This window comes from Streptomyces roseolilacinus (assembly GCF_014649335.1).
Lineage (GTDB): Bacteria > Actinomycetota > Actinomycetes > Streptomycetales > Streptomycetaceae > Streptomyces > Streptomyces roseolilacinus.
Window position 1 is genome coordinate 571986 of the sequence record NZ_BMSV01000003.1, and the last position, 26098, is coordinate 598083.

A 26098-nucleotide genomic window follows, 5' to 3' on the forward strand; every position below is an offset into this window, starting at 1 on the left:
GACCTGCTACCCCGCTCGGGCTCCTCCACGCGGGTACGATGCACAGGAAGGCAGGGACCGGCCCGGTTGAGGTGACGGAAGACGCCACGCACGAGCCATGGCCCCGCAACACGGCACAGGCTTCACCCCAGCGCGCGGCGTACCAGCACCTCGTAGGCCCCGGGGGTGTCGTTCTCGACCACGGGGGAGCCGGCACCGGGCTCGCCCTCCCAGCGCAGGTTGATGCCCGGGTTGTGGACGTCGGACCCGTCCGGGAGGAAGAAGTGCGGGCTGCCCTGCACCTTGTCGTGGTACTCACGGTAGTCGCGCATCATCGCGCCGCGGGCGCTGCCGGTGTCGAGGTCTTCGGCCAGCGCGTCGGCGTCCACCCGGTCGCAGACGGAGGCGATGTCCAGGACCTCGTGGTGCAGCGAGATGCACCGGCTGTCGCGGAAGAACGCCAGCCGCAGCGCCATGTCCGTCTGCTCGGCGGCCGCGTATGACTGGGCTTTCGCGGTGTGCACGCCTCGTTCACCGGGGTGACGGTCACCGGCCAGGCCGATGGTCCTGCTGCCACGGCTTGAATTCGAGTTCCGGGACCAGGTGTCCCACGACGGGGATCTCGGCGTCCAGGTAGTGCTTGGGGACCGGGAAGCGGTCGACGTCCTCCGGCAGGAAGAGGCGGTGGTCCACGCGCAGCCGATCCTGCGCCCGCTCGCGGGCGGCGTACAGCCGGGTCAGTCCCACCGTGGACCATGCGCACGCCACGTCCGTGTAGACGACCAGCGTGCCCGTTGCCACCTTGATCGTCATGGTGTCTCCTTCTCTTCCGGTGCCGTGCCGTCGACGGGCGCTGGGACGTGCCTCCGGGAGTACTCCTCGACCCGGGGCCGACGCACCGCTGTCCGGGTCGCCGGTCGGTCGGCACGGCGCGTGCGGTTCCACGGCGGCCGGCGATCGACGCCCGCTGAGGTCTGCCGACGTACCGGAGACCGCTGGCACGGCGAGGACCACTCCCGTCGCCGTACGTCCCTTCCCTTCCGTGCGGTGCGGCTCACCGACCCGTTTCGCCGGCGAGTGGTCGGGCACTCGCCAGCCGTCCGCCCGAACGCTTGAGGAGAGGGAGCGCCGATGAAGGCCGTCGTGTGGCATGCCGTAGGTGACATACGTCTGGACGACGTGCCCGAGCCGAAGATCCAGGATCCGTACGACGCGATCGTGCGGATCACCACGTCCGCGATCTGCGGCACGGATCTGCACTTCGTCCGGGGCACGATGCCGGGCATGCGGGAAGGCAGGATCCTCGGCCACGAAGCCGTGGGGATCGTGGAGGAGGTCGGGCAGGGCGTACGGAACTTCCGGGCCGGTGACCGGGTGGTCGTGCCCTCCACGGTCGCCTGCGGTACGTGCAGCTACTGCCGTGCCGGCTACTACGCCCAGTGCGACAACGCCAACCCCGGCGGCCCGCAGGCGGGTACCGTCTTCTTCGGCGGGCCCGAGGCGGCCGGCGGCCTGGACGGGCTGCAGGCAGAGTACGCCCGTATCCCCTACGCGCACGTCGGCCTGGTGCCGCTGCCGGACACGGTCGACGACGCCCAGGCGATCCTGCTGTCCGACATCTACCCGACCTCCTGGTTCGGTGCCAGGCTCGCGGAGGTCGGGAGCGGTGACACCGTGGCGATCGTGGGGGCCGGCCCCGTGGGCCAGGCCGCCGTCGCCTGTGCCCGTCTCCAGGGAGCCGGGAGGGTCATCGTGGTCGACGGTCTCGCGGACCGCCTGGAGCTCGCCCGGCGTCAGCACGCCGAGACCGTGGACTTCAACGCGGAGGACCCCGTCGAAGCGGTACGCGAACTCACCGGTGGGATCGGCGTCGACCGCGTCATCGACGCCGTGGGCGTCGACGCGCAGCGCCCGTCGCGCGGCCCCGCCGCCGACACGCTGGGCGAACAGAACGAGCAGTTCGACCACGAACGCGATCAGGTGGCGCCCGAGCGGAACCCGGACGGTGACACCTGGGTGCCCGGCGACGCGCCGTCCCTCGCGGCCCGCTGGTCGGTGCAGATGGTGGCCAAGGCCGGGACCGTCGGGACGATCGGGGTCTATCCGCCGCAGGTCCAGCACTACCCGTTCGGCGAGGCGTTCATGAAGAACCTGACGCTGAGGAACGGCAACTGCAACCACCGGCGCTACCTGCCCCGCCTGGTGTCGCTGGTGGCCTCCGGCGCGTTGGACCCGACACCACTGATCACCCAGTGGTCCGGGGCACAGGACGCGGTCGAGGCGTACCGGATGTTCGACCGGCGGGAGGCGGGCTGGACCAAGGTGGCACTCGGGCTGAGCGACCGGGGCGCGGTCGCCCCGGGCATGGGGGAGGCAGCCGGCACCGGCGCGTCCACCACCGCGGGCACCCAGGAGTGACACCCTCCCGGTCGGGGAAGACCGGCCCGTCGACGGAGCCCGCTACTTCGACAGTGACGGCGAACAGTAACCCGTCCCGCACTGTCCGCCGCACTCCATCCGCCAGACCTGCGCCTCGTGGGCGGCGCAGAAGGGAGTCTCGCTCTAGGCACTGTCTGACAAACGATCTTGGATGGGTTCACGGAGCCAGAGGATGAGTGCCGCGAGGTGGAGTCCGGCCTTGTAACGGGCGGCGAGTTTGTCGAAGCGGGTGGCGATCGCGTGGAACTGCTTGAGCCGGTCGAAGAATCGTGCGACCACGTTGCGGGCCTTGTGAAGCTCCCGGTCGAAGGCCGGTGGCCTGCCGCCGGTCTGATCGCGTCGCAGGCGGTTGGCCTTCCGATTCGCCCGCTGCGGGATCACCGCCCGGATACCCTTGCGCCGCAGGGACCGGCGGATCGCCCGGGACGAATGCGCCTTGTCCGCGATGACCGCGTCGGGTCTGCGGCAGGGCCGGCCGGCCCCGGTCCGGGGCACCCTCACGCCGTCCATGACCGTGTCGAAGACGGTGGAATCGTCGACGTTGCCGGGCGTGACGACGACGGCCACGGGCAGGCCACGGCCGTCGCAGGTGAGATGGACTTTGGTGGTCAGCCCACCGCAGGACCGGTCCGGCGCCTGGCCAGCCGATGTGCATGCCGGATCTTCCCATTCGCCCCCGCCACCGTTCCTTTTTGCGGGCTCCGGCCCCATGCTGATGGGCCCGGTTGATCGTGGAGTCGACCGACACGGTCCACTCCACGGCTCCGACCGAGTCGTCGCGGACCTGGACCTGCTCGAGCAGACGGGGCCCAGGTGCCGTCCGCCTCCCAGCGGGCGAACCGCTCATAGACCGTCTGCCACGGCCCATAGCGTTCCGGCAGGTCACGCCACGGCGCACCGGTCCGCAACCGCCACCACATCACGTTGATCACCTGCCGGTGATCCCGCCACGGCCGCCCACGACCGTCAACACCCGGCAGCAGCGGCGCTATCCGCTCCCACACCGCATCCGTCAACTCACCACGACCCACCACAAGATCAATTATCAGACAGGTCCTAGCCGCCTACGTCCTCCAATACCCAGCCGTCGAAGTCGAGCTGCCGTGGGGAGGCCCGGAACCGGAGAGAGGCAGGCGTTCCCGCTCGCCCTGACCACGACGTACGGCAACGCGATCCGTGCCAATCTCTTCAACGACGAGGTCTGGAAGCCTGCCCTCGCCAAGGCCGGCGTCATCCCCGTGCGGGAGAAGGGAAAGCGCTGGAAGGCATCCCGCAAGGACGGCTTCCACGTCCTCCGACACACCTACGCCTCGGTCGTCCTCGAAGCCGGTGAATCCGTGGTCACCCTCGCCCGATGGCTCGGCCACTCCAGTCCGACCATTACCCTCGACCACTACGCCCACTTCATGCCCGAAGCCGGCGGCAAGGGGCGCGCGGCCCTCGACGCACTCCTCGACGCGGTCCCCGAGTACGTCCCGGAGAATCTCACCTCCCTATGACGGACGGGTGGCACAGCACACGCTGTGCCACCCGTTCGCCATACGAGGGCTTTACGGGACCAGGCAGCGATCGGCGCTGCCTGGCCCTGCACCCTCAGTGACGGACACGGCGGCGACACGCCTGCCGCCACGCCGCAGCGGAGGCACGCAAGAGCATGTGAGGGACCGTGCCGCCCATTCCCCAGCGCCGCGCATTCTCCCCAGATTCTCCCCAGGGCCTCGAAATGCCCCTTCCGGGGTGTTCGCTACTGCGAAGTCGGTCGGGAGGCTCGCGTCGCTGTCTACAGCCAGTCCCGCCGCTTGAAGACGAAGTACAGGCTGGTGCAGACCCCCGCCATCAGCAGGATCGCGAACGGGTACCCGCCCGCCCAGTGCAGCTCCGGCATGTGGTCGAAGTTCATGCCGTAGACCGTTCCCACCAGGGTGGGGGCGAAGAGGATGGCGGCCCAGGAGGAGATCTTCTTGATCTCCTCGTTCTGTTCGAAGCCCGCTTCCGCCAGGGCGCGCATCTCCGCGTTCTGCTGCTGGGACACCAGGGTCGCGTTGACCGTGAGGATCTCCGTCAGGGCCTGGCGGAACCCGTCGACGCGTTCGCTGATGTGGGTGACGTGGTCGGCGACGTCGCGGAGGTGGCGCTGGAGTTCCTCGTCCGTGCCGTACTTGGTGAAGCCCGCCATCAGGTTGTGCAGCATGCCGACCAGGGGGCGGGTGGCGCGCTGGAACTCGACCGTCTCGCGGGAGAGTTCGTAGATGCGGCGGGAGACGGTCGGGTCGCCGCGGAATACCTCGGTCTCGATCTCGTCGATGTCGTTCTGCACGCCCGCCACGACCGGGGCGTACCCGTCGACGACCGCGTCCAGGATCGCGTACAGCACCGCCTCCGGGCCCAGGGCCAGCAGTTCCGGGGTGTCCTCCATGCGGTGGCGGACCGCCGAGAGGTCCGGGGCGGGGCCGTGCCGGACGGTGATGAGGAAGTCGGGGCCGACGAAGACGTGCAGTTCGCCGAAGTCGACCTCCTCCTGCGCGTCCATGTAGCGGGCGGCGCGCAGGACGACGAACAGCGTGTCGCCGTACCGCTCCAGCTTCGGCCGCTGGTGGGCCTCCAGCGCGTCCTCGACGGCCAGCTCGTGGAGGTCGAACTCCGCCGCGAGCGACAGCAGTTCCTCCTCGGAGGGCCGGTGCAGGCCGATCCACGCCATGCCGTCCGGCTCCTCGCGCAGCCGGCGGAACGTGTCGGAGAGCGACGCCGGGGACGACACCTTGCGGCCGTCCCGGTACAGGGACGCCTCGACGACGCTGCCCGCGGTCCCGCGGGCGGTCGCCGTCACGGCGGGGGGCGGCGCGGCCGGCTCCTGGCGGCGGCCGCGCTTCCTGGAGGGCAGGGTCATCTCCGGCGCTCACCTCCTGCGTGCGGGCCCGTGCGTCGGGCGGGGCGTGCCGTACGGGCCTCCGCGGACACCCCGTGCAGGATATACGCCCCCGTCGGCCCGGGCGCGGCCGTGCCGTTGCCGCATTGCGGACAGGAAGTGTCCGCAAGGTTCCGTAGCGTGCCGCCATGGCATCGACGTCACCGCCCGTGCTCTCCGTCCGCGCCCTGAACCGCGCCACCCTCGCCCGGCAACTCCTCCTCCGGCGTGTCCCGATGGGCGCGGCGGAGGCCGTGCGCCACCTCGTCGGCCTGCAGGCGCAGAACACCAGGCCCCCGTACCACGCCCTCGCCGCCCGGCTTGAGGGGTTCCGGCCCGGGGAGCTGTCCGGGCTGATGGAGCGGCGGGAGGTCGCCCGGACCGTCACGATGCGCTCCACGCTCCACACCCACACCGCCGACGACGTCCTGGCGCTGCTCCCGCTGATGCGGCCCGCCCGGGAGCGCGAGGTGCGGATGTTCGGCAGGCGCCTCCCGGGCGTCGACCCGGACGCCCTGGCCGCGCTCGTCCGCGGGCTCGTCGAGGAGCGGCCCCGCACCCCGAAGGAGATCCGCACGGCGCTGCTGGAGCGCTGGCCCGGCGCCGACCCCCTCGCGCTGACGATCATGGCCCGCTGCCTGCTGCCGCTGGTCCAGGTCACCCCGCGCGGCCTGTGGGACCGCGGCGGGCAGGTCGCGCTCACCACCGTCGACGTGTGGTTCGGCCGGGACCCGGGCACCGTGCCGCCCGCCCGGCCGGACGACGCCGTCCTGCGCTACCTGGGGGCCTTCGGGCCCGCCTCCGTGAAGGACATGCAGACCTGGTGCGGGCTGACGCGGTTGCGGGAGGCGTTCGAACGGCTGCGGCCGCGGCTCGTCACCTTCCGCGACCCGTACGGCACCGAGCTGTTCGACCTGCCCGACGCGCCGCGCCCCGATCCGGACACCCCGGCCCCGCCGCGCTTCCTGCCCGAGTTCGACAACGCGCTGCTCTCCCACGCCGACCGCTCCCGCCTCGTGCCGGCGGAGTACCGCAAGCGCACCTGGAAGGGCAACCAGGCGTACCGCACCTTCCTGGTCGACGGCTTCCTCGCCGGTGTCTGGCGGCTGGAGGAAGAGGGGAACGGCGCGCTCACCCTGACCGCGCAGCCGTTCGCTCCGCTCGGCCGCGAGGCGCGCGCCGCCGTGGTGGAGGAGGCCGGGCGCACGCTCGACGTCCTGGGCGGCGGCGCCCCGTACGACGTCCGGTTCGGCACCTTTGCCGAGTGACCCCGGCCTACGGGAGCAGCCCCGCCCGCCGGGCCGCCACCACCGCCTCCAGCCGGGTGTGCGCGCCCAGCTTGCGCATCGCCGACCGCAGGTACCCCTTCACGGTCTCCGGCCCGACCCCCAGCCGCCGGGCCGCGTCGGCGTTGGTCGCGCCCGTGGCCACCGCCGCCAGCACGTCCACCTCCCGCGGCGCCAGTCCCACCCGCGGCGCCCCCGCCGAGGCGCCCGTCGCGCCGGGGGCGCCCGCCGCCGCCGCGAGCCGCCCGCACGCCGCCAGCAGCTCGGCGCGCACCGCCGGGTCCGCGATGCGCGGCGCCAGCGCGCGCAGCTCCCCGTGCGCCTCCCGTACGGCCTCCCACGCCGCCGTGCCGCGGGGGGCGGGCCCGTCCGGGCCGGGCGCCGGGGCCGCGAGGCGCCGGGCCTCGTCCCGTACCGCCAGCGCCTGCTCCATGTCCCGGGCCGCCGCCACCGCCGCGTCCAGCACCCGGTCGCCCAGCGGCTGCGGGGTGCGCAGCGCCCCGTACAGCACCGCCCGCACCCGGCGGCGCACCACCACCGGCACGGCCAGCACCGACCGCAGGCCCTCGGCGGCGACCGGCTCGTCGTACTCGTGGCTGATGTGCCGCGCCACCGGGTAGTCCGTCACCGCGCACGGCCGGGCCAGCGCGATGGACCGGCCGCCCAGACCGCTCCCGGGGCTGATCGCCAGCCCGCGCAGCACGTCGGACGACGTGCCCGACAGCTCCCCGATCCGCAGCGGCGCCCGGGGCCGCTCGTCCAGCAGCCCGCCGAACGCCACCGGGAGCCCCGTGGCCCGGCGCATCCGGAGCAGCGCCGTCCGCAGCTCGGCCGTGTCACCCCGCCGTTCACCCACGTGCACCGCTCCCGCCGCTTCACCCCCGTACGGGGGTAGTGAGACCTGGGTCACTGATTACACGATGGCGCGGACGGGTCCCGCAACGAGGAGGACGCAGATGTCGGGTAGCGGCGCGACCGAGGAGTTCCGGGCCGCCCGGGACTTCCTGCTACGGCACCGGGAGGACTACGAGGCGGCGTACGAGGGGTTCACCTGGCCCCGCCCCGCCCGGTTCAACTGGGCGCTGGACTGGTTCGACGCCCTCGCGGACGGCAACGACCGGACGGCGCTGCACATCGTCGAGGAGGACGGCACCGAGACGCGGCTGTCGTTCGCCGAGATGTCCGCCCGCTCCGCCCGCGTCGCCAACTGGCTGCGCGACGCGCACGGCGTGCGGGCCGGGGACCGGATCATCGTGATGCTCGGCAACCAGGCGGAGCTGTGGGAGACCGCCCTCGCCGCGATGAAGCTGCGCGCCGTCGTCATCCCCGCCACGCCGCTCCTGGGCCCGGCCGACCTGCGGGACCGGGTCGAGCGCGGCCGGGCCCGTCACGTGATCGTCCGCGCCGCCGACACGGCGAAGTTCGACGACGTGCCGGGGGAGTACACCCGCATCGCCGTCGGCGCCGGGGGCGGCACGAGCGCCGGGGGCGGGGGGTCCTGGGCGGCGTACGAGGAGGCGTACGCGGCCGACGCCGCCTTCACCCCGGACGGCCCCACCGACGCCTCCGACCCCCTGATGCTGTACTTCACCTCCGGCACCACCGCCCGCCCCAAACTCGTCGAGCACACCCACACCTCGTACCCCGTGGGCCACCTGGCGACGATGTACTGGATCGGCCTGCGCCCCGGCGACGTGCACCTCAACATCTCCTCGCCCGGCTGGGCGAAGCACGCCTGGTCGAACCTCTTCGCCCCCTGGAACGCGGAGGCGACCGTCTTCATCCACAACTACACGCGCTTCGACGCCGCCCGGCTCATGGCCGAGATGGACCGGCACGGCGTCACGAGCTTCTGCGCGCCGCCGACCGTCTGGCGGATGCTCATCCAGGCCGACCTGACCGCGCTGCGCACCCCGCCCCGCGAGGTCGTCGCGGCCGGCGAACCGCTGAACCCGGAGGTCATCGCGGCCGTGCGGCGCGCCTGGGGCGTCACCGTCCGGGACGGCTTCGGGCAGACGGAGACGGCCGTGCAGATCGCCAACAGCCCCGGCCAGCCGCTGAAGCCGGGCTCCATGGGGCGGCCCAGCCCCGGCTTCCGCGTCGAGTTGCTCGACCCGGTGACGGGGGAGCCCGGCGCCGACGAGGGCGAGATCGCCCTGGACCTGTCGGCCGCCCCGGTCGGGGTGATGACCGGCTACCACGGCGACCCGGAGCGCACCGCCGATGCCATGGCGGGCGGGTACTACCGCACGGGCGACATCGGCGCCCGCGACGCCGACGGGTACCTCACCTACGTGGGCCGGCGCGACGACGTGTTCAAGAGCTCCGACTACAAGATCTCGCCCTTCGAGCTGGAGAGCGCGCTCCTGGAGCACGAGGCCGTCGCCGAGGCCGCCGTCGTCCCCGCGCCCGACCCGGTGCGGCTGACCGTCCCCAAGGCGTACGTCGTCCTCGCCGAGGGCTGGGAACCGGGGCCGGACACCGCGAAGGCGCTGTTCGCGCACGCCCGGGCGGTCCTCGCCCCGTACAAGCGGATCCGGCGCGTCGAGTTCGCCGACCTGCCCAAGACCGTGTCCGGCAAGATCCGCCGCATCGAGCTGCGCGAGCGCACGGAGCGGGGCTCGGTGGAGGAGTACCGCGAGGAGGACTTCCGGTGAGCCGCACCGCACAGCCGTCGTACGCGCACGGCACGGGCGGCACGCCCCTGCTCGGCGACACGATCGGCGGCAACCTGGCGCGCACCGTCGAACGGTTCCCCGACCGGGAGGCGCTCGTCGACGTGGAGTCCGGACGCCGCTGGACGTACGCCGAGTTCGGCGCCGCCGTCGACGAACTGGCGCGGGCGCTCCTCGCGTCGGGCGTGCGGCGGGGCGACCGGGTCGGCATCTGGGCGGTCAACTGCCCGGAGTGGGTCCTCGTCCAGTACGCCACCGCCCGCGTCGGCGCGGTCATGGTGAACATCAACCCCGCCTACCGCGCCCACGAACTCGCCTACGTCCTGAACCAGGCCGGTGTCAGCCTGCTCGTGGCGTCCCTCGCCCACAAGACGAGCGACTACCGGGCGCTGGTCGAGCAGGTGCGCGGGCAGTGCCCGGCGCTGCGCGAGACCGTGTACATCGGCGACGCGAGCTGGGACGCGCTGGTCGCCCGCGCCACCCCCCAGGGGGCGGCGGAACTCGCCGCCCGCGAGGCGCTGCTGTCGTGCGACGACCCGGTCAACATCCAGTACACCTCCGGCACGACCGGCTTCCCCAAGGGCGCCACCCTCTCCCACCACAACATCCTCAACAACGGGTTCTTCGTGGGGGAGATGATCGCCTACACCGAGCAGGACCGGGTCTGCCTGCCGGTTCCGCTTTATCACTGTTTCGGCATGGTGATGGGAAACCTGGCGGCCACCTCCCACGGGGCGTGCATCGTCCTCCCCGCGCCCTCCTTCGACCCGGCCGCCACCCTGCGCGCCGTCCAGCGGGAGCGCTGCACCTCCCTGTACGGCGTGCCCACGATGTTCATCGCCGAGCTGGGCCTGCCGGACTTCGCCGCGTACGACCTCTCCTCCCTGCGCACCGGGATCATGGCCGGGTCGCCGTGCCCAGTGGAGGTGATGAAGCGGGTCGTCGCCGAGATGAACATGGCGGAGGTGTCCATCTGCTACGGCATGACGGAGACCTCGCCCGTCTCCACGCAGACCCGCCGCGACGACGACCTGGAGCGCCGCACCGGCACGGTCGGCCGCGTCCTGCCGCACGTCGAGGTCAAGGTCGTCGACCCGGTGAGCGGGGTGACCCTGCCGCGCGGCGAGGCGGGCGAGCTGTGCACGCGCGGGTACGGGGTGATGCTCGGCTACTGGGACGAGCCGGAGCGGACCGCCGAGGCGATCGACGCGGGCCGCTGGATGCACACCGGCGACCTGGCGGTGATGCGCGAGGACGGGTACGTGCGGATCGTCGGCCGGATCAAGGACATGATCATTCGGGGTGGCGAGAACGTCTACCCGAGGGAGATCGAGGAGTTCCTGTACGGCCATCCCAAGGTCGCCGACGTGCAGGTGGTGGGCGTGCCCGACGAGCGGTACGGGGAGGAGGTCCTCGCGTGCGTGATCCCGCGCGACCCGGCCGACCCGCCCACGTACGAGGAGATCGCCGCGTACTGCCGCGACCGGCTGGCGCACTACAAGGTCCCGCGCCGCGTGGAGGTCCTGGACGCCTTCCCGATGACGGTCAGCGGCAAGGTGCGCAAGGTCGAGCTGCGGGAGCGGTACGGGAGGTGAGGGATCCCCGCGGGGCCGCCCGGCGGACCGTCGCGCACCGCGCCCGGCTCGTCCCGGCGGACGGCCGGCGGGGCCGGTGACGCCGCCGGGCCGCCGCGCGGGGCGGCCCCGCGGCGCGTCCGGCGAAGATCCGTGCATACCTGCGGCGACGCGGCGTGGCCCGCACGATCCCGGAGCGGATCGACCAGATCGGCGGGCGCCTCCGCCGCGGTGAAGCCCGGTGCCGGCTCGACCGGGGCGCCTACCGCAGGCGGAACGCCGTCGAGCGCTGCTTCAGCCGGCTCAGGCAGAACCGAGCCCTGGCCCCCCGCTACGACGAACGAGCCGTCCACTACCAGGCCATGGTCCCCCGCCTGCCTCCGGCGCCGGCTCCCGTGGCCTTCCCGACGCCCGCCACCCCGCACGGGGGGCAGTCCGTCACTGACGCGGGATCTCGATGCCCGCCGCGCGCAGGTGCCCTTCGACCAGCGTGTTCAGCCGTGCGACGGACGGTGCCTCGTCCTCCCGGTGGTGGTTGACCACGCCGTACCGGGAGGCCGCGTCGGGCCGGTGCCGTCGCACGGTCGGCATCGTCAGCAGCGCGCGGTCGGCCAGCAGGTTGGTGGCCACCGCGGAGGCCAGCTCCTCGATCCGCGGGTCGTCGGGATCCCAGGACCTCGCCTCCCAGCCGCGCTTGGTCAGCTCGACGAACTCGGGGTCGTCGAGCCGGTGTTCGAGGTTGGCCAGGAAGAGGTCGAAGACCTCGGGAGCCAGCGCCCGCAACAGCACCAGGGCCTCCCGCTGGGTGGTGACGTAGTCGGGGTCGAAGTCGAGCTCGGCGAGTCGGTCCAGGACCGCGCAGGCCCGGTCGGGCAGCAGGGCGCGATCGCCGTGGGCGAGCCGGTGCAGGGTGTCGCGACGGGCGGTCAGCTCCTCGATCTGTGCGGTGAGCCGGCGGCGGACGTCGTCCAGGGCGGTGGCGAACCGCTCGGGCTCGGCGTCGAGCAGTTCGCCGATCTCGGCCAGCGGCACGCCCGCCCCCGCCAGGGCCCTGACCTGGACAAGGCGCAGCAGATCGGCCGACCCGTAGCGCCGGTAGCCGGAATGGTCCCGTTCCGGTTCGGCGACCAGGCCGAGCCGGTGGTAGTGCCGCACCGTCTTGACGGTGATGTCGACGAAAGCCGCCGCCTGACCGATCGTGAGCCCGTCTGCCACGGGGCGAGCCTAGCGCCCATCTGTCGCCTTGACCTTGACCTTGGGTCAGGGTCCACGCTCCTCTCGCACCCGCCGACGCGAGATGAGGAATCACCATGAGTGAGCAGAACACCGCCGCCGCGCAGGACCGCCCCGAGCTGCGGAAGGCCATGCAGGAGATCGTCGACGCCGGTTTCGCCGGCGTGCAGCTGCGCGTGAACGACGAACTCGGCGAGTGGGTCGGCAGCGCCGGGGTGAGCGAGCTGGGCCGGACCGCGAAGCCGCCGACCGACGGGCACTTCCGGGTCGGCAGCGTCACCAAGACCTTCGTCGCGACCGTCGTCCTGCAGCTGGTGGCCGAGGGCCGGCTCGGCCTTGAGGACCTGGTGGCCGACCACTTGCCCGAGTTCGGGCTCGACCGGCGGATCACGGTACGGATGCTCCTGCAGCACACCAGCGGGCTGTTCAACTTCACCGGCGAGTTCTCCGAGGACGGCTCGGTCGAGACCGGTGTGGTCGCCGGATGGGGCAAGGAGTGGGCGGACCTGCGGCACGCGACCTACCGGCCGGAGGAGCTGGTGCGGGGGGCGCTGGCGAAGCCGGCACGGTTCGAGCCGGGGACGGCCTGGAGCTACTCCAACACCAACTACGTCCTGGCCAGGCTGCTGATCGAGCAGGTCACCGGTCGCTCGCTGCCCGAAGAGACGCACCGGCTCATCCTGGGCCCGCTCGGGCTGACGGGCACCGTGCTGCCGGAGACCGACGAGGAGATCCCCGAGCCGCACGCCCACGGCTACTACGGCTACGACGACGCCGGCCAGTGGAAGGTGGTCGACACCACCCGCTTCAACCCCACCTGGGTATCCGCCGCCGGCGACATGATCTCGACCAGCCGGGACCTCCACACGTTCTTCGCCGCACTGAACGGCGGCAAGCTCATCCCGTCCGAGCTGCTGGCCGAGATGCGAGTCCCGGACCCCACGATGGGTTACGGACTGGGCGTGTTCGTGGAGGAACTGGACGGCGGCGGCACCGTCCTCCACCACAACGGGGGGTTCTGGGGCTGGGGCGCGCTGATGTACGGCACGCCCGACGGCACCAAGACCCTGACCGGCTCGCTGACCTCCGGGGATGTCGAAATGGACCTGCCCACCATCGCCGGGACGTTCGAGAAGGTGAAGCAGACCCTGGTCAAGGCGGTGTTCGCCTAGGAAGCGTCCCCGGGTCGTGCCCGGAAGCTCCGGCCCGGCCCTGCGGGCGGCCCCCCGTGCTTTCCGGACACTCCCTGGCGGCCCGGGACGTCCCGGACGAACACGATCCCGTCGCTGTCCGCCAGATGGGCCGGGTCGAACGGGGCGTAGCCGAACCAGGGGGACACCCGTGGCGCGGGCCGTGTGTCGCCGAGGACGGCGGCCAGCCGCCGGGCGTCGACGACGAGGCGCTCCTCGGGGAACGCGTACAGGAGCCCTTCGAGGGTGTCCGGCGGCGGGGCGTCCACCCCCCGGTGCCGGATCGTGCCGAGGGCCGTGGCCACGAAGGCGTACTCCCCGCCGAGCCGGGAGTCCACCAGCGCCCCGGCGCTCCACCACTCCAGCGGCGCCCCGTCCATCCGCATCGAGCTCCTCTCCCGTTGGAGGTGGGAGTTGTGGGCGTGGACGAACACCGGGCCCCGGGCGGCGAGGGCGAGGAGGTTGCGGGCCATCATCTGGTCCCGAACCCCCACCAGCCGGGCCAGGCGGGCCGGCGAGGCGTCGGCCATCCAGCGGTGGTAGCGCAGCAGGCCGGTGGCGGTGCGCCCGTACAGGCGCGCCCGCTCCCAGTCGTCCGGGGAGGTCACCGCGACCAGGTGCGGCCTCTGCGCGTCGAGCAGTTCCACCAGGTCGTCGGCGAGCAGCCGCAGCTCCGCGGCTTCGGCCGACCGCCCCGCGGACCGCGACGGGTCCCTCATCGCGGCGGGTTCGGTCCACCGGTCGTCGGCGCCGAGCAGGCGGTCGAGCGTCCGTGCGGTGCAGGGGAGCAGGTCCGGGTCCACCCGCGCCGCGAGGTGGTCGTGGAGGGCGGTGAGGGCCTGCCGGGGGCTCGCGGCGGCGGCGATCTCCAGCGGGCCGTCGAAACCGGCGAAGCGGAGCCGCTCGGACCGGGGCCGGCCGTCGTTGTGGGCGCGCATCCAGCGCACGAGCTCGCGGTTGGCCGCGGAGGCGCCCCAGCCGTGGCTGAACCCGTGCTCCATGACCTCGTCGAGGGTGCCCGTGCCCGAGGTGACGTAGTCGTCCACGAGCAGGCCCCGCAGGCAGTCGCTCTCGATCGCGATCGTCCGGTAGCCCTCCTGTTCGGCCAGCTGCCGGAAGAGCTCGTTGCGCAGGTCGAGCAGGGTGTCCTCGCCGTGGGTGGGTTCGCCCAGCGCGAGCAGCCGGGGCCGGGCCGGAAGCAGCCCCAGGACGGCGGCGGCCTCGACGGGATGGGTGGTGCCCTTGATGTCGGTAACCATGCCTTCAACGCTATCGTTGAACCTTCGGTGGAAACTTTTCCTTGATATCGGCGGGCTCATGGGACGAAACCTTCAAAGCGGCAAGAGGCTCAGGCCGATCGACCTGGCGCGCCGGCACGGTCTGTCCACGCAGGCGGTCAGGAACTACGAGGAGGCCGGCATCCTTCCGGCCGCCGACCGCACGCCCCACGGCTACCGCGCCTACACCGCGCTGCACGCGGGGGCCCTGCGCGCGTTCCTCGCCCTGGTGCCCGGCCACGGCCACCAGGTGGCGGCGTCGATCATGCGGGCCGTGAACCGGGGCGCGGTCGACGAGGCGTTCCGCCTCGTCGACGAGAGCCACGCCCAGCTCCTCGACGACCGGCGGACCCTCCAGGCGGTGGAGGGCGCCCTGCGCGAGCTGGAGTCCACCGCCGCGCCGGAGCCCGGCGCGGTGTCCGGTGTGGTGTCCGGTGCGGCCGCGGTGTCCGGGGCCGGGGGAACGTTCATCGGGCCGCTGGCGGGCAGGCTCGGAGTCCGGCCCGCGACGCTGCGCAAGTGGGAGCGCGCTGGGCTGGTGCGTCCGCGCCGCGACCCGCGGACCGGGTACCGCGTCTACGACGAGGCGGACGTACGCGACGCCCGGCTGGCCCACCAGCTCAGGCGGGGCGGCTACCCGCCGGCGCAGATCGCCCCGGTGATCGCCCGGGTGCGGTCGGCCGGCGGGCTGGGGCCCTTGGAGGCCGCGCTCGGCGACTGGCGCGGTCGGCTGTCCGCCCGCGGCCGGGCGATGCTGACCGGGGCGTCGGAGCTGGAGGCGTACCTGCGCGAGCGCGAGTGAGGCCCCGGCCGCCGGCCGGGGAGGGCGGGAGCCGCCGGCGGTCGCATCCCCGGCCCCCTGGGTCCTCCCGGCCGTGCGGACGCCCCGTACCGTCCCGCCCGCCGCGCTCCTCCGGCGTGGAAGGGGCGGCGGCGCCCGGCGCGCGGCCTCCCGCCCCGGCGCCCGGCGCGTGGCGCGAACCGGTCCGACGCCCGACGCGGACCGGTCCGGGGGGCGCGCGCGTCAGCGCAGGGGGCGGCGCATGCAGAGGCGGGGCCAGCGGTCCAGGCCGTGGGCCGCCTCGGCGCGCCGTATCGCGCGCAGCCCGTCGGTCAGTTCCGCCTCGGGCAGGGCGCGGAAGCCGATCCTCGTGTAGTACGGGGCGTTCCACGGCACGTCCGCGAACGTCGTCAGCGTCAGCGCCGGTACGCCCCGGGCGGCCGCGGCCGCCGCCAGGTCCTCGATCAGCGCGCGGCCCACGCCCCGGCGGGCGGCGTCCGGGTGCACGGAGACCTGCTCGACGTGGGCGGCCCCGTCCACGAGGTCCCAGACCAGGTACGCGACGGGGCGCCCGTCCCGCTCCGCGACCCGGGCCCGGCCCGCCTCCCGGTACTCCTCCAGGACGTCCAGCGGCGGCGGGTCGTCGTCGGCGACGGCGTCCATGCCGAGCGCGCGGAACGGCTCGCCGGCCGCGCGCTCGATGTCCTGGAGGAGCGGCAGGTCCCCGGGGCGGGCGAGGCGGATGCGCATCGCTCACGCCCCGCGCGCGAGGAGGTCGTCGGCGGGGGTGTTCACGGGCTGCGGGGTGCCGGTGAGGTCCATGACGAACAGCGGCAGGCCCACCCCGTCGGCACGGGCGCGCGACCTGTCCTCGTACCCGGCGAGTGAGAAGTACACGGCGGCCGACGACGAGGCGAGCCCCTCCAGCCACAGGCACTCCACGGCGCGCAGCGGCACCGGCCGGGTCGTCGGGTCGACCTGGGCGACCAGTCCGGGGCCGCGCAGCTCGACGGCCGGGGTCACGGACGAGCGGCGCTCCTCGGGTTGCACGACCTCCCGGAAGCCCAGCCAGCGCAGGTAGAGCGCGGCGGCGGTCACCACGTCGCGGGCGGTGCGGATGGTGACGGGGTTGAAGGAGGGGCGCACGACGGCGGGCGGCTGCGGGTACGGGGCGGCGCCCACGGTGGACAGGCCCGTGGTGGAGGGGGCGGCGTCGGAGCCCAGGGGAGTGCCGGCGCCCGGGGCGCCCGCCGCACCGGCGGCTTCCGGGCCCCCCGCGCCCGCCGGACCCGCGCCCGGCGCGGTGCCCGGGGTCTCGGTCCTCCTCGTGGCGGCCGGATCCCTGCGCCCGGTGACCGTACCGGCCGGTCCGCCCGGCGCGGGTGAACGAGGCGGTGACGCGGCCGCCGTGACCGGGCGCACCGGCACGCGCAGCACCGTGCCGCACGGGCAGCCCAGCTCCGGCTGCGGCCACTGGTCCTGGCGCCCGCACTCCCCGCACCGCACCGTCACCCACTCGTCGGTCCAGGTGCGGTGCGTGATCGGCTCGGCGGGGGCGCCGCGCATCAGGGGCGGGGCGACGGGCGCCCCGCACACGCACGGGTAGACGGGCGGTGCGTACATGTGCGCGCGGCGGCAGGCCGGGCAGCGCACCGGCACGTTCTCTCCCACGGCGATCGCCCCCTTCGTTCCGCCGCCCATCGTCCACCACCGGTGGGCGGTTGGGGAGGGCATTCGGCCATCCCTTGACGGGTTCCGGGGGGCGCGCCTACATTGCTTCCGTATAACAGAAAAAGTATTCCGCATAGCGGAAAAAGAATGTGGACCGACGCTCTCAGGTGGCGCGACAGAGCCGGATCCGCCAGGCCGAAGCAGGAGCACCCATGCCTCGAATGACCGCCGCCCGAGCGGCAGTTGAGATCCTCAAGCGTGAAGGCGTCACCCACGCGTTCGGTGTGCCGGGCGCGGCGATCAACCCCTTCTACAAGGCCCTCAAGGAGGGGGGCGGCATCGACCACACCCTCGCCCGGCACGTCGAGGGCGCCTCGCACATGGCCGAGGGCTACACCCGTGCGCACCCGGGCAACATCGGCGTCTGCATCGGCACGTCGGGCCCGGCCGGCACCGACATGATCACCGGCTTGTACTCGGCCATCGGCGACTCGATCCCGATCCTCTGCATCACCGGCCAGGCGCCGACCCACGTGATCCACAAGGAGGACTTCCAGGCGGTCGACATCGCGTCGATCGCCCGGCCGGTCACCAAGGCGGCCACCACCGTCCTGGAGGCCGCGCAGGTCCCGGGCGTCTTCCAGCAGGCGTTCCACCTGATGCGCTCCGGCCGCCCCGGACCGGTCCTCATCGACCTGCCCGTCGACGTCCAGCTCACCGAGATCGACTTCGATCCGGAGACGTACGAGCCGCTGCCCGTCTACAAGCCGGCCGCGACCCGCGCCCAGATCGAGAAGGCGCTCTCCCTCCTGCTGGAGTCGCAGCGCCCGCTCCTCGTCGCCGGCGGCGGCGTCATCGGCGCCGACGCCGCCGACCTGCTGGTCGAGTTCGCCGAACTGACCGGCACCCCGGTCGTCCCGACCCTGATGGGCTGGGGCGCCATCCCCGACGACCACGAGCTGAACGCCGGCATGGTCGGCGTCCAGACCTCGCACCGCTACGGCAACGCGACCTTCCTGGAGTCCGACTTCGTCCTCGGCATCGGCAACCGCTGGGCCAACCGGCACACCGGCTACAAGCTGGACGTGTACACGAAGGGCCGGAAGTTCGTCCACGTCGACGTCGAGCCCACCCAGATCGGCAGGATCTTCGCCCCGGACTACGGCATCGCCTCCGACGCCAAGGCGGCCCTGGAGCTGTTCGTCGAGGTCGCGCGGGAGCTGAAGGCCGCCGGCCGGCTGCCCGACCGCTCCGCCTGGATCGCCTCCACGCGGGAGCGCCGGGCCACGCTGCTGCGCCGGACGCACTTCGACGACGTGCCCATGAAGCCGCAGCGCGTCTACGAGGAGATGAACCGGGCGTTCGGGCCCGAGACCCGGTACGTCACCACCATCGGCCTCTCCCAGATCGCGGGCGCGCAGATGCTGCACGTCTACCGGCCGCGCCACTGGATCAACTGCGGCCAGGCCGGCCCGCTCGGCTGGACCATCCCGGCCGCGCTCGGCGTCGCCAAGGCCGACCCCGAGGCGCAGGTCGTGGCGCTCTCCGGCGACTACGACTTCCAGTTCATGATCGAGGAACTGGCGGTCGGCGCGCAGCACCGCATCCCGTACGTCCACGTCCTGGTGAACAACTCCTACCTGGGCCTGATCCGCCAGGCGCAGGCCGGCCTGGACATCGACTTCCAGGTCAACCTGGAGTTCGAGAACATCAACTCCCCGGAGATCGGCGTCTACGGCGTCGACCACGTGAAGGTCGCCGAGGGACTCGGCTGCAAGGCCATCCGCGTCACCGAGCCCGACCGGCTGCTGCCGGCCTTCGAGGAGGCCAAGAAGCTGGCCGCCGAGCACCGGGTGCCGGTCGTCGTCGAGGCGATCCTGGAGCGGGTCACGAACATCTCGATGAGCCGCACCATGGACATCGGCGACGTCACGGAGTGGGAGGAGCTCGCCACCGAGCCCGCCCACGCCCCGACGGCCGTCCGCCCGCTGTCCTGACCCGCCCGCTGTCCTGACCCGCCCGCGGGGGGGAGCGGAAGGGCCCTCGTCCCGGAGAACTCCGGGACGGGGGCCCTTTCCCGTGCCATGGACGGGGCACAGGGGGGTAGTCGTCCCCCATGGCCGAAGTTGTGGACTCGGACGAACTGCTGCGCAGACTGAGGGCGGCCCGGGACTGGGCGCGGGCGGAGGAGGAGGGCGCCGCCGACGAGGCGACGGCGACGGCGTACCGGGCGGTGCGCGCCCTCCTCGACAGACTGGTGGACCCCGCCCGCGCCGGCCACTGACGGCCCGGCGGACGGCACCGCCCGGACCCACGGGCCCGGGCGGCGGTCGGCGCATGCGGAAGAACACCGGAAGAACACCGGAAGAACGAGGACGAACGCGCAAGGGGCGCGGAGTCGGGAGCGTGGCCCGACTCCGCGCCCCGGCTCTCGCGCTGGACGCGACGGGTGCGGCGGATGGTGGGACGGCGGATGGTGTGACGTGGAAGCCGTCCGACGGCGCGAGGCCGGCGCGAGGGGACGCTCGCGCCGCCGGACGGGGTTCCTCTGCGGGAGGTTCCGGGGGACCGCGGCGGTGACGCGGGACCTCCGGGGCCTTCCTTCAGGTCAAGAAGGCGTACCGGCGTTCCCTCACCACCGCACTGGCGCGCACACCGCCGCGGTCCTCACCGTCCGTACGCGCGGCCATCCCTCATCCGGGCCGCCGTCCGGACCGCGTACGGCGACGGACCTCCCGTCGGCCGCCGTACGCAGCTTCGTGCCGCTCAGTCCTCGCGCAGGGCGCGGACCGCCTCCTCGACGCGCCTGCCGTAGTCCGGGTCGGCGGCGTGGAAGTGGGCGAGGTTCCTCTCGACGACGTCCTCGCGGGAGACCTGCGACAGGCTGCCCGCGATGTTCGCGACGAGCCGTCCCCTCTCCTCCTGCGTCATCAGCCGGTACAGCTCGCCGGCCTGGAAGAAGTCGTCGTCCTTGACGTGGGCGGGCGCCGGGTGGGTGCCCGTGCGGCCGGAGACGGCGAGGGCGGCGGAGAGGGCCTGGCCGGTCTGGGACGGGCCCGCGTACGAGTTGGGCTCGTAGTTCCTGTCGTGGCGCGAGCCGTTGCGGGTGGCCATCAGGCCGTCCCGGCCGTAGTTGTCCGCCGCGGTCGCCCTGGGCGCGTTCACCGGCAGCTGCGTGTGGTTGACGCCGAGGCGGTAGCGCTGGGCGTCGGCGTAGGCGAAGAGGCGGCCCTGGAGCATCTTGTCCGGGGACGGGCCGATGCCGGGCACGAAGTTGTTCGGGGAGAACGCCGCCTGCTCGACCTCGGCGAAGACGTTCTCCGGGTTGCGGTCGAGGACCATCCGGCCGACCCGGCGCAGCGGGTAGTCGGCGTGCGGCCACACCTTCGTCAGGTCGAAGGGGTTGAAGCGGTAGTCCGCCGCCTCCGCCGCCGGCATGATCTGCACGTACAGCGTCCACGAGGGGTGGACCCCGCGCTCGATCGCCTGGAGCAGGTCGGTCTGGTGGGAGGTGGGGTCGGTGCCGGCGACCTCGGCGGCCTGCTCGGCGGACAGGCAGCGGACGCCCTGGTTGGTCTTGAAGTGGTACTTGACGAAGAAGGCCCCGCCCTCGGCGTTCGTCCACAGGTAGGTGTGCGAGCCGTAGCCGTTCATGTGGCGGTACGACGCGGGGATGCCGCGGTCGCCGAACAGCCAGGTGACCTGGTGCGTCGCCTCGGGGGAGTGGGCCCAGAAGTCCCAGACGTTGTCCGGCTCCTGCCTGCCCGTGAAGGGGTCGCGCTTCTGCGAGTGGATGAAGTCGGGGAACTTGACCGGGTCCTTGACGAAGAACACCGGGGTGTTGTTGCCGACGAGGTCGTAGTTGCCCTCCTCGGTGTAGAACTTCACCGCGAAGCCGCGGGGGTCGCGCACCGCGTCGGCGCCGCCGAGCGAGTCGGCCACCGTCGAGAAGCGCGTGAACAGCTCGGTCCGCTTGCCGACCTCGGAGAGGAAGGCCGCCTTCGTGTACGCGGTGACGTCGTCGGTCACCTCGAAGTGGCCGTACGCGCCGGAGCCGCGGGCGTGCACCACGCGCTCCGGGATGCGCTCCCGGTTGAAGCGGGCGAGCTTCTCGAGCAGGTGCTGGTCCTGGATGAGGAGCGGGCCGCCGATGCCGGCGGTGGCGGAGTTCTGGTTGTCGGCGACCGGGGCGCCGGACTCGGTCGTAAGCACGCGCTTCTCCATCGTGACCTGGTGACCTTTCGTACGGGAAGCTGCTGGCGAGTGCTCTGGAGCGTAGGGACGCCCCGAGATGGCGTCAACAGTTTGTTGAAATCAGAGAAGAGGATTCCGGACGGCGCCGGCGCCTGGGCGCGACAGGACAGGTTGTCGGCGCCGACGCCGTCCGGAAGTCGGGCCCGGCCCGGGCCGGTGAAGGGACACGGCTCCGGGCCGGGAGCGCGGGGGCGGTGCCGTCCGGTCAGACCTCCTGGCCGGAGAGCCGCTCCACGGCCCGCAGCAGCGCGGAGTGGTCCAGGCCGCCGTCGCCCTGGGCGCGCAGGGAGGCGACCAGCTGGGCGACCACGGCGCCGACGGGGAGGGCGGCGCCGACGTTGCGGGCCGCGTCGGTCACGATGCCCATGTCCTTGTGGTGCAGGTCGATCCGGAAGCCCGGGGCGAAGTCGCGGGTGAGGAAGTTGTCCTTCTTGCGGGTCAGCACGGTGGAGCCGGCCAGGCCGCCGTTGAGGACGTCCAGGGCCGCGCGCAGGTCCACGCCGGACTTCTCCAGGAAGACCACGGCCTCGGCGCACGCCTGGATGTTGACGGCGACGATCAGCTGGTTGGCGGCCTTCACCGTCTGGCCGGAGCCGTGCGGGCCGCACAGGACGATGGTCCTGCCGAGCGCCTGGAAGATCGGCAGCGCGGCGTCGAAGTCGGCCTGCTCGCCGCCGACCATGATGGACAGCACCGCCTCGACGGCGCCGGCCTCGCCGCCGGACACCGGGGCGTCCAGGACGCGGATGCCCTTGGCCGCGGCGGCCTTCGCGAGGTCGACCGAGGTCTGCGGGGTGATCGACGACATGTCGATCAGCAGCGCGCCCTCCCTCGCGTTCTCCAGGATGCCGTCGGGGCCGTACGCGATCGCCTCGACCTGCGGGGACGCCGGGACCATCGTAATGACGACGTCCGCGTCGCGGACCGCGTCGGCGAGGGACGCGGCGGCGGTGCCGCCGGCCCGGGCGAGCCGGTCCAGCTTCTCCTGCTCCAGCGTGTGGCCCGTGACCCGGTAGCCGGCCTTCAGCAGGTTCTCGGACATGGGGGAGCCCATGATGCCGAGCCCGATCCACGCGATCTTCGGGAGGGTGCTCATGTCGGTCCTCTTTCGGAAAGGTCGTGCGTGACGTCAGTGGGCGGCGCGCAGTTCCCGGGGGAGCCAGTCGAAGCCGTCCGCGCCGGGGCGGTCGCCGGCCTTGTACTCCAGGCCGACCCAGCCGTCGTAGCCGCGGTCGTTCAGGCGCAGCAGCAGCGCGGAGAGGTCGAGGTCGCCGGTGCCGGGCGCGCCGCGGCCCGGGTTGTCGGCGATCTGGACGTGACCGGTCTTCGCGGCGTACGCGTCGATCACCGCCTCCAGGTCCTCGCCGTTCATCGACAGGTGGTACAGGTCCAGCAGGAACGCGGCGTTGCCCAGTCCGGTGGCCTCGTTGACCCGGTCGACGACCTCGATCGCGGCCGGGGCGCTCACCAGCGGGTAGCGGGGCGACTCGGGCGCGTTGAGGGCCTCGATCAGCAGGGTCGCGCCGATCCGGTCGGCGGCGCGGGCGGCGAGGACCAGGTTCTCCAGGGCCAGTTCGTCCTGGGCGGCCGGGTCGACGCCGTCGACGCGGTTGCCGTACAGCGCGTTCAGCGCCGTGCAGCCGACGGAGGCGGCGAAGTCGGCGGCCACGTCGATGTTGGCGCGGAAGCGGTCCGACTCCTCACCGGGCACGGACAGGGCGCCGCGGTCCGGGCCGGGGAGGCGCCCGGCGTAGAAGTTCAGCCCCACCAGCCGCGTCCCGGCGTCCTCCAGCGCCTTCCTCAGCGCGTCGAGCTCGCCCCGCGGCGGCGTCGGCGTCTCGGGCCAGGGCCACCACAGCTCCACCGCGGTGAAGCCCGCCGCGGCGGCGGCCGCGGGGCGCTCCGGCAGCGGGAGCCCGGTGAAGAGGATCGACAGGTTCACATCGAAGCGCTGGGCCTTGCCTGCGTCTTCTGGGAAGCGGGCCATGAGGCGGCGCTCCTTCCGTATTGCGGAAGTTAATTTCTGCGTGATGGAAGATTGCAAGTGGAGCGTCCCTCTTGTCAAGAGCCACCCGACGGACGGGCATCCGCCGGGGCGGCGCTACGGTGGGCCCATGGAGCGATTGAGGGTCGAGTTCACGACCGAACCATTCGACCTCGACGAGGCGCCGGCCCACGCGGTCGTGGCCCGCGAGGTCATCCAGGGCGCCGAACTGGACGCCGTCGACGTGGGGCCGTTCGGCAACACCGCGGAGGGCCGCGCCGACGCGGTGCTCGCCGCGGTGGACGCCCTGCTGCGCCGCGCGCTGGAGGCCGGCGCGACCCGGGTCTCCCTCCAGGTGAACGTCGTCGGGGACGAGCGGTGACCGCGCCGGGCGACCACCCGTTGGTCACCGCGGTGAAGCCGCTCGTGGACGCGATGGGCGGGCGGATGCTCCCGCCCGGCGAGGCCGGGCCCGACGACGTGGTGCTCGCCTGGGAGGGCGAGGACGTGCTCGCCGTGCGGCTGCCCCAGCTCGCCGACTCCCTGGAGCACATCCTCGCCGCCCTGGAGAGGCGGCACGGAATGCCGCTGGCCGAACTCGACCGCAAGAGCAAGCAGGAGGTCGTCCGCGGCCTGGAGGCGCGCGGCGCCTTCTCCGTGCGGCACGGGGTGGAGACCGTGGCCGGCGCCCTCGGCGTCAGCCGGTTCACCGTGTACAACTACCTGAACAGGGAGAACGCCGCCAAGGGCAAGTAGAACCCCGGCCGTCGCCCGGATGTCCGGGCGGCGGCTTTCGCGTCACCGACTTTTCAACAAAGTGTTGACGGGGTGTCGTCGCAGGGCGTTAGCTATCCGCAGCCCGTCCGACGACAGCGAAAAACAGCCACGGAGGCTCCCCGTGACTTCGAGTACCTCGACACCGGGCCTCACCCGGTTCAACACCTCGGCGGACAGCGACGCGCTCGCCGCCCTGCACGAGGTGTGCGCCAGTTCGGCATGGGGGAGCAGGCTGCTCGCCCAACGCCCGTACGCCACCGCCGAAGACCTCCTCCTCGCCGGCGACGCCGCCACGGCCGAACTCTCCGCCGAGGACCTGGCCGAGGCCATGGCCGGGCACCCGCCGATCGGCCGCCCGAAGCCCGGGGACCCCACCTCCGCCCGCGAACAGCGGGGCATGGCGGGGGCCTCCGAGGAACTCAGGGCCGAGATGCTCGAACTGAACCTGGCCTACCAGGAGAGGTTCGGGCACGTCTTCCTCATCTGCGCCACCGGCCGTACCGGCGAGCAGATGCGCGACGCGCTCCGCGAGCGGATCACGCACACGCCCGAGCGCGAGCGGGAGATCGTCCGCGCCGAACTGGGCAGGATCAACCGGATCCGGCTGACCCGTCTCCTGGAGGAAGACCCCGCATGAGTACCGACACGACCGCATCGGTGTCCACGCACGTCCTGGACACCAGCGCCGGCCGCCCCGCCGGGGGCGTCGCCGTCCTCCTCGCGGCCCGCTCCGGCCGCGACGCGCAGTGGGCGGAGCTCGGCGGCTCCGCGACCGACGCGGACGGGCGCTGCAAGGACCTGCCGGCGCTGCCGGAAGGGACGACCCACGTACGCCTCGACTTCGAGACCGGGGCGTACTTCGCCAGCAAGCAAGCCGAGGCACAGCAGGACGCCCCCGCGACACGGGACAGCGGCGTGTTCTTCCCCGAGGTGGCGATCACCTTCGCCGTCGTACCGGGCGAGCATTACCACGTTCCGCTGCTGCTCAACCCGTTCGGCTACTCCGTTTACCGAGGGAGCTAGCAGCCACATGCCCACGATTCTCGGCCAGAACCAGTACGGGAAAGCAGAGAACCGCGTCGTGAAGATCACGCGGGACGGCGCGACCCACCACATCAAGGACCTCAACGTCTCCGTCGCCCTCTCCGGCGACATGGACGACGTGCACTACTCCGGCTCGAACGCCCACGTCCTGCCGACCGACACCACCAAGAACACGGTGTACGCGTTCGCCAAGAAGCACGGCATAGAGTCCGCCGAGCAGTTCGGCATCCACCTCGCCCGGCACTTCGTCACCAGCCAGGAGCCCATCCACCGGGCCCGCATCCGGATCGAGGAGTACGCCTGGGAGCGCATCGCCGCCTCCGACGCCAACTCGAGGTTCATCGGCGCCGACGAGGTCAAGCACTCCTTCGTCCGCAAGGGCCAGGAGACCCGCCTCACCGAGGTCACCTACGACGGCGACGGCTGGCAGGTCGTCTCCGGCCTCAAGGACCTCGTCGTCATGAACTCCACCAACTCGGAGTTCTGGGGCTACGTCAAGGACGAGTACACCACCCTCCGGGAGGCGTACGACCGCATCCTCGCCACCCAGGTCTCCGCCCGCTGGCGGTTCAACTGGACCGACGACGACCAGCGGATGCCCCACTGGGAGAAGTCCTACGAGCAGGTGCGCAAGCACATGCTCCAGGCCTTCGCCGAGACGTACTCCCTGTCGCTGCAGCAGACCCTGTACCAGATGGGCGCGCGGATCATCGACAACCGCGCGGAGATCGACGAAGTGCGCTTCAGCCTCCCCAACAAGCACCACTTCCTCGTCGACCTGGAGCCGTTCGGCCTCGAGAACGACAACGAGGTCTACTTCGCGGCGGACCGCCCGTACGGCCTGATCGAGGCCACCGTCCTGCGGGACGGCGTGGAGCCCCGCATCCCGGTCGACCTGACCAACCTCTGACCCGGGCCGGCCGTCCGCCCCGACCCGCCGGGGCGGACCGCCGGACGGCTCCCCACCCCACCCTCTCGGCACCCGCGGCCACCGGGCCGCGGCACTCAAATCCCCCAGGGTCCTGCCGT

The 26098-nt window shown here is 72.7% G+C and carries 25 protein-coding genes and 2 pseudogenes; 15 read left to right on the forward strand and 12 right to left on the reverse strand.

Features of this window, described 5'->3' with window-relative positions:
• Positions 1-122 precede the first annotated feature (122 nt).
• Positions 123-503, reverse strand: a complete 381-nt coding sequence (locus IE106_RS30245; RefSeq protein ID WP_229840212.1) for a hypothetical protein — start codon at positions 501-503, stop codon at positions 123-125.
• A 22-nt stretch (positions 504-525) separates the two neighbouring features.
• Complete coding sequence (locus IE106_RS30250; protein ID WP_229840214.1) at positions 526-792, reverse strand: hypothetical protein; 267 nt, start codon at positions 790-792, stop codon at positions 526-528.
• A 318-nt stretch (positions 793-1110) separates the two neighbouring features.
• Here IE106_RS30250 and IE106_RS09805 point away from each other — a divergent pair, with 318 nt between their 5' ends.
• Positions 1111-2397 carry a zinc-dependent alcohol dehydrogenase gene (locus IE106_RS09805; protein WP_189532009.1) on the forward strand — a complete coding sequence of 429 codons (1287 nt, stop codon included), beginning with the start codon at positions 1111-1113 and terminating at the stop codon, positions 2395-2397.
• Positions 2398-2541: 144 nt separating this feature from the next.
• Here the strand turns inward: IE106_RS09805 and IE106_RS09810 are convergent.
• Positions 2542-3452: pseudogene (locus IE106_RS09810) on the reverse strand (IS5 family transposase).
• Positions 3453-3521: 69 nt separating this feature from the next.
• Here IE106_RS09810 and IE106_RS09815 point away from each other — a divergent pair.
• Positions 3522-3917 carry a tyrosine-type recombinase/integrase gene (locus IE106_RS09815; protein WP_229840216.1) on the forward strand — a complete coding sequence of 132 codons (396 nt, stop codon included), beginning with the start codon at positions 3522-3524 and terminating at the stop codon, positions 3915-3917.
• A gap of 281 nt (positions 3918-4198) precedes the next feature.
• On the opposite strand, the gene IE106_RS09820 is transcribed toward IE106_RS09815, so the two are convergent.
• Positions 4199-5305: a magnesium and cobalt transport protein CorA gene (locus tag IE106_RS09820; protein ID WP_189532011.1), complete on the reverse strand. Its 1107-nt coding sequence runs from the start codon at positions 5303-5305 to the stop codon at positions 4199-4201.
• A gap of 167 nt (positions 5306-5472) precedes the next feature.
• Between IE106_RS09820 and IE106_RS09825 the strand changes: the two genes are divergently transcribed.
• Complete coding sequence (locus tag IE106_RS09825; RefSeq protein WP_189532013.1) at positions 5473-6591, forward strand: winged helix DNA-binding domain-containing protein; 1119 nt, start codon at positions 5473-5475, stop codon at positions 6589-6591.
• Between the two features lie 7 nt (positions 6592-6598).
• Here the strand turns inward: IE106_RS09825 and IE106_RS09830 are convergent, their stop codons facing one another.
• Positions 6599-7465, reverse strand: a complete 867-nt coding sequence (locus IE106_RS09830; RefSeq protein WP_189532015.1) for a helix-turn-helix transcriptional regulator — start codon at positions 7463-7465, stop codon at positions 6599-6601.
• A 100-nt stretch (positions 7466-7565) separates the two neighbouring features.
• On the opposite strand from IE106_RS09830, the gene IE106_RS09835 reads away from it, so the two are divergent.
• The 3 genes and pseudogenes from IE106_RS09835 to IE106_RS30255 all read left to right on the forward strand — a co-directional run.
• Entirely contained in the window at positions 7566-9266 is a 1701-nt protein-coding gene (locus IE106_RS09835) for an AMP-binding protein (protein WP_189532017.1), read from the forward strand.
• The gene (locus IE106_RS09840) at positions 9263-10879 is read left to right on the forward strand and encodes an AMP-binding protein (RefSeq protein ID WP_189532019.1); all 1617 of its coding nucleotides are present in this window, start codon (positions 9263-9265) and stop codon (positions 10877-10879) included. Before IE106_RS09835 ends, IE106_RS09840 begins: the two co-directional genes overlap by 4 nt.
• 86 nt (positions 10880-10965) lie before the next feature.
• Positions 10966-11254: pseudogene (locus IE106_RS30255) on the forward strand (IS5 family transposase); the annotation flags it as partial.
• Positions 11255-11296: 42 nt separating this feature from the next.
• On the opposite strand, the gene IE106_RS09850 reads toward IE106_RS30255, so the two are convergent.
• Positions 11297-12073: a MerR family DNA-binding transcriptional regulator gene (locus IE106_RS09850; protein ID WP_189532023.1), complete on the reverse strand. Its 777-nt coding sequence runs from the start codon at positions 12071-12073 to the stop codon at positions 11297-11299.
• A 95-nt stretch (positions 12074-12168) separates the two neighbouring features.
• Between IE106_RS09850 and IE106_RS09855 the strand changes: the two genes are divergently transcribed.
• The gene (locus tag IE106_RS09855; RefSeq protein WP_189532025.1) at positions 12169-13263 is read left to right on the forward strand and encodes a serine hydrolase domain-containing protein; all 1095 of its coding nucleotides are present in this window, start codon (positions 12169-12171) and stop codon (positions 13261-13263) included.
• Here the strand turns inward: IE106_RS09855 and IE106_RS09860 are convergent.
• On the reverse strand, positions 13260-14540 hold the full coding sequence (locus IE106_RS09860) for an erythromycin esterase family protein (RefSeq protein WP_189532028.1): 1281 nt from the start codon (positions 14538-14540) through the stop codon (positions 13260-13262). The genes IE106_RS09855 and IE106_RS09860 overlap by 4 nt on opposite strands.
• Before the next feature lie 58 nt (positions 14541-14598).
• Between IE106_RS09860 and IE106_RS09865 the strand changes: the two genes are divergently transcribed.
• A complete protein-coding gene (locus tag IE106_RS09865) occupies positions 14599-15360 on the forward strand; it encodes a TioE family transcriptional regulator (protein ID WP_189532029.1) in 762 nt (253 codons plus the stop codon).
• A gap of 222 nt (positions 15361-15582) precedes the next feature.
• On the opposite strand, the gene IE106_RS09870 is transcribed toward IE106_RS09865, so the two are convergent.
• Both IE106_RS09870 and IE106_RS09875 read right to left on the reverse strand, forming a co-directional pair.
• Complete coding sequence (locus IE106_RS09870; RefSeq protein WP_189532032.1) at positions 15583-16089, reverse strand: GNAT family N-acetyltransferase; 507 nt, start codon at positions 16087-16089, stop codon at positions 15583-15585.
• A 3-nt stretch (positions 16090-16092) separates the two neighbouring features.
• Complete coding sequence (locus IE106_RS09875; protein WP_189532271.1) at positions 16093-16962, reverse strand: hypothetical protein; 870 nt, start codon at positions 16960-16962, stop codon at positions 16093-16095.
• A 260-nt stretch (positions 16963-17222) separates the two neighbouring features.
• On the opposite strand from IE106_RS09875, the gene gcl reads away from it, so the two are divergent.
• Both gcl and IE106_RS09885 read left to right on the forward strand, forming a co-directional pair.
• Positions 17223-19007, forward strand: a complete 1785-nt coding sequence (gcl, locus tag IE106_RS09880; protein ID WP_189532034.1) for a glyoxylate carboligase — start codon at positions 17223-17225, stop codon at positions 19005-19007.
• A 119-nt stretch (positions 19008-19126) separates the two neighbouring features.
• Positions 19127-19294: a hypothetical protein gene (locus IE106_RS09885; RefSeq protein ID WP_189532036.1), complete on the forward strand. Its 168-nt coding sequence runs from the start codon at positions 19127-19129 to the stop codon at positions 19292-19294.
• A 482-nt stretch (positions 19295-19776) separates the two neighbouring features.
• Here the strand turns inward: IE106_RS09885 and IE106_RS09890 are convergent, their stop codons facing one another.
• From IE106_RS09890 to IE106_RS09900, 3 genes are all read right to left on the reverse strand, one after another.
• Positions 19777-21234 (reverse strand): catalase, encoded by a 1458-nt coding sequence (locus IE106_RS09890; RefSeq protein ID WP_189532038.1) that lies wholly within the window; start codon positions 21232-21234, stop codon positions 19777-19779.
• 235 nt (positions 21235-21469) lie between these two features.
• A complete protein-coding gene (locus IE106_RS09895; RefSeq protein ID WP_189532040.1) occupies positions 21470-22360 on the reverse strand; it encodes a 2-hydroxy-3-oxopropionate reductase in 891 nt (296 codons plus the stop codon).
• 33 nt (positions 22361-22393) lie between these two features.
• Complete coding sequence (locus IE106_RS09900) at positions 22394-23251, reverse strand: TIM barrel protein (RefSeq protein ID WP_189532042.1); 858 nt, start codon at positions 23249-23251, stop codon at positions 22394-22396.
• A 127-nt stretch (positions 23252-23378) separates the two neighbouring features.
• Here IE106_RS09900 and IE106_RS09905 point away from each other — a divergent pair, with 127 nt between their 5' ends.
• From IE106_RS09905 to pucL, 5 genes are all read left to right on the forward strand, one after another.
• Entirely contained in the window at positions 23379-23630 is a 252-nt protein-coding gene (locus IE106_RS09905; protein ID WP_189532044.1) for a thiamine-binding protein, read from the forward strand.
• Positions 23627-24004: a helix-turn-helix domain-containing protein gene (locus tag IE106_RS09910; RefSeq protein ID WP_189532046.1), complete on the forward strand. Its 378-nt coding sequence runs from the start codon at positions 23627-23629 to the stop codon at positions 24002-24004. Before IE106_RS09905 ends, IE106_RS09910 begins: the two co-directional genes overlap by 4 nt.
• A 142-nt stretch (positions 24005-24146) precedes the next feature.
• The gene (gene uraD, locus IE106_RS09915; RefSeq protein ID WP_189532048.1) at positions 24147-24662 is read left to right on the forward strand and encodes a 2-oxo-4-hydroxy-4-carboxy-5-ureidoimidazoline decarboxylase; all 516 of its coding nucleotides are present in this window, start codon (positions 24147-24149) and stop codon (positions 24660-24662) included.
• The gene (gene uraH, locus IE106_RS09920) at positions 24659-25048 is read left to right on the forward strand and encodes a hydroxyisourate hydrolase (protein WP_189532050.1); all 390 of its coding nucleotides are present in this window, start codon (positions 24659-24661) and stop codon (positions 25046-25048) included. Before uraD ends, uraH begins: the two co-directional genes overlap by 4 nt.
• A gap of 7 nt (positions 25049-25055) precedes the next feature.
• A complete protein-coding gene (gene pucL / locus IE106_RS09925; protein ID WP_189532052.1) occupies positions 25056-25979 on the forward strand; it encodes a factor-independent urate hydroxylase in 924 nt (307 codons plus the stop codon).
• Positions 25980-26098 lie beyond the last annotated feature (119 nt).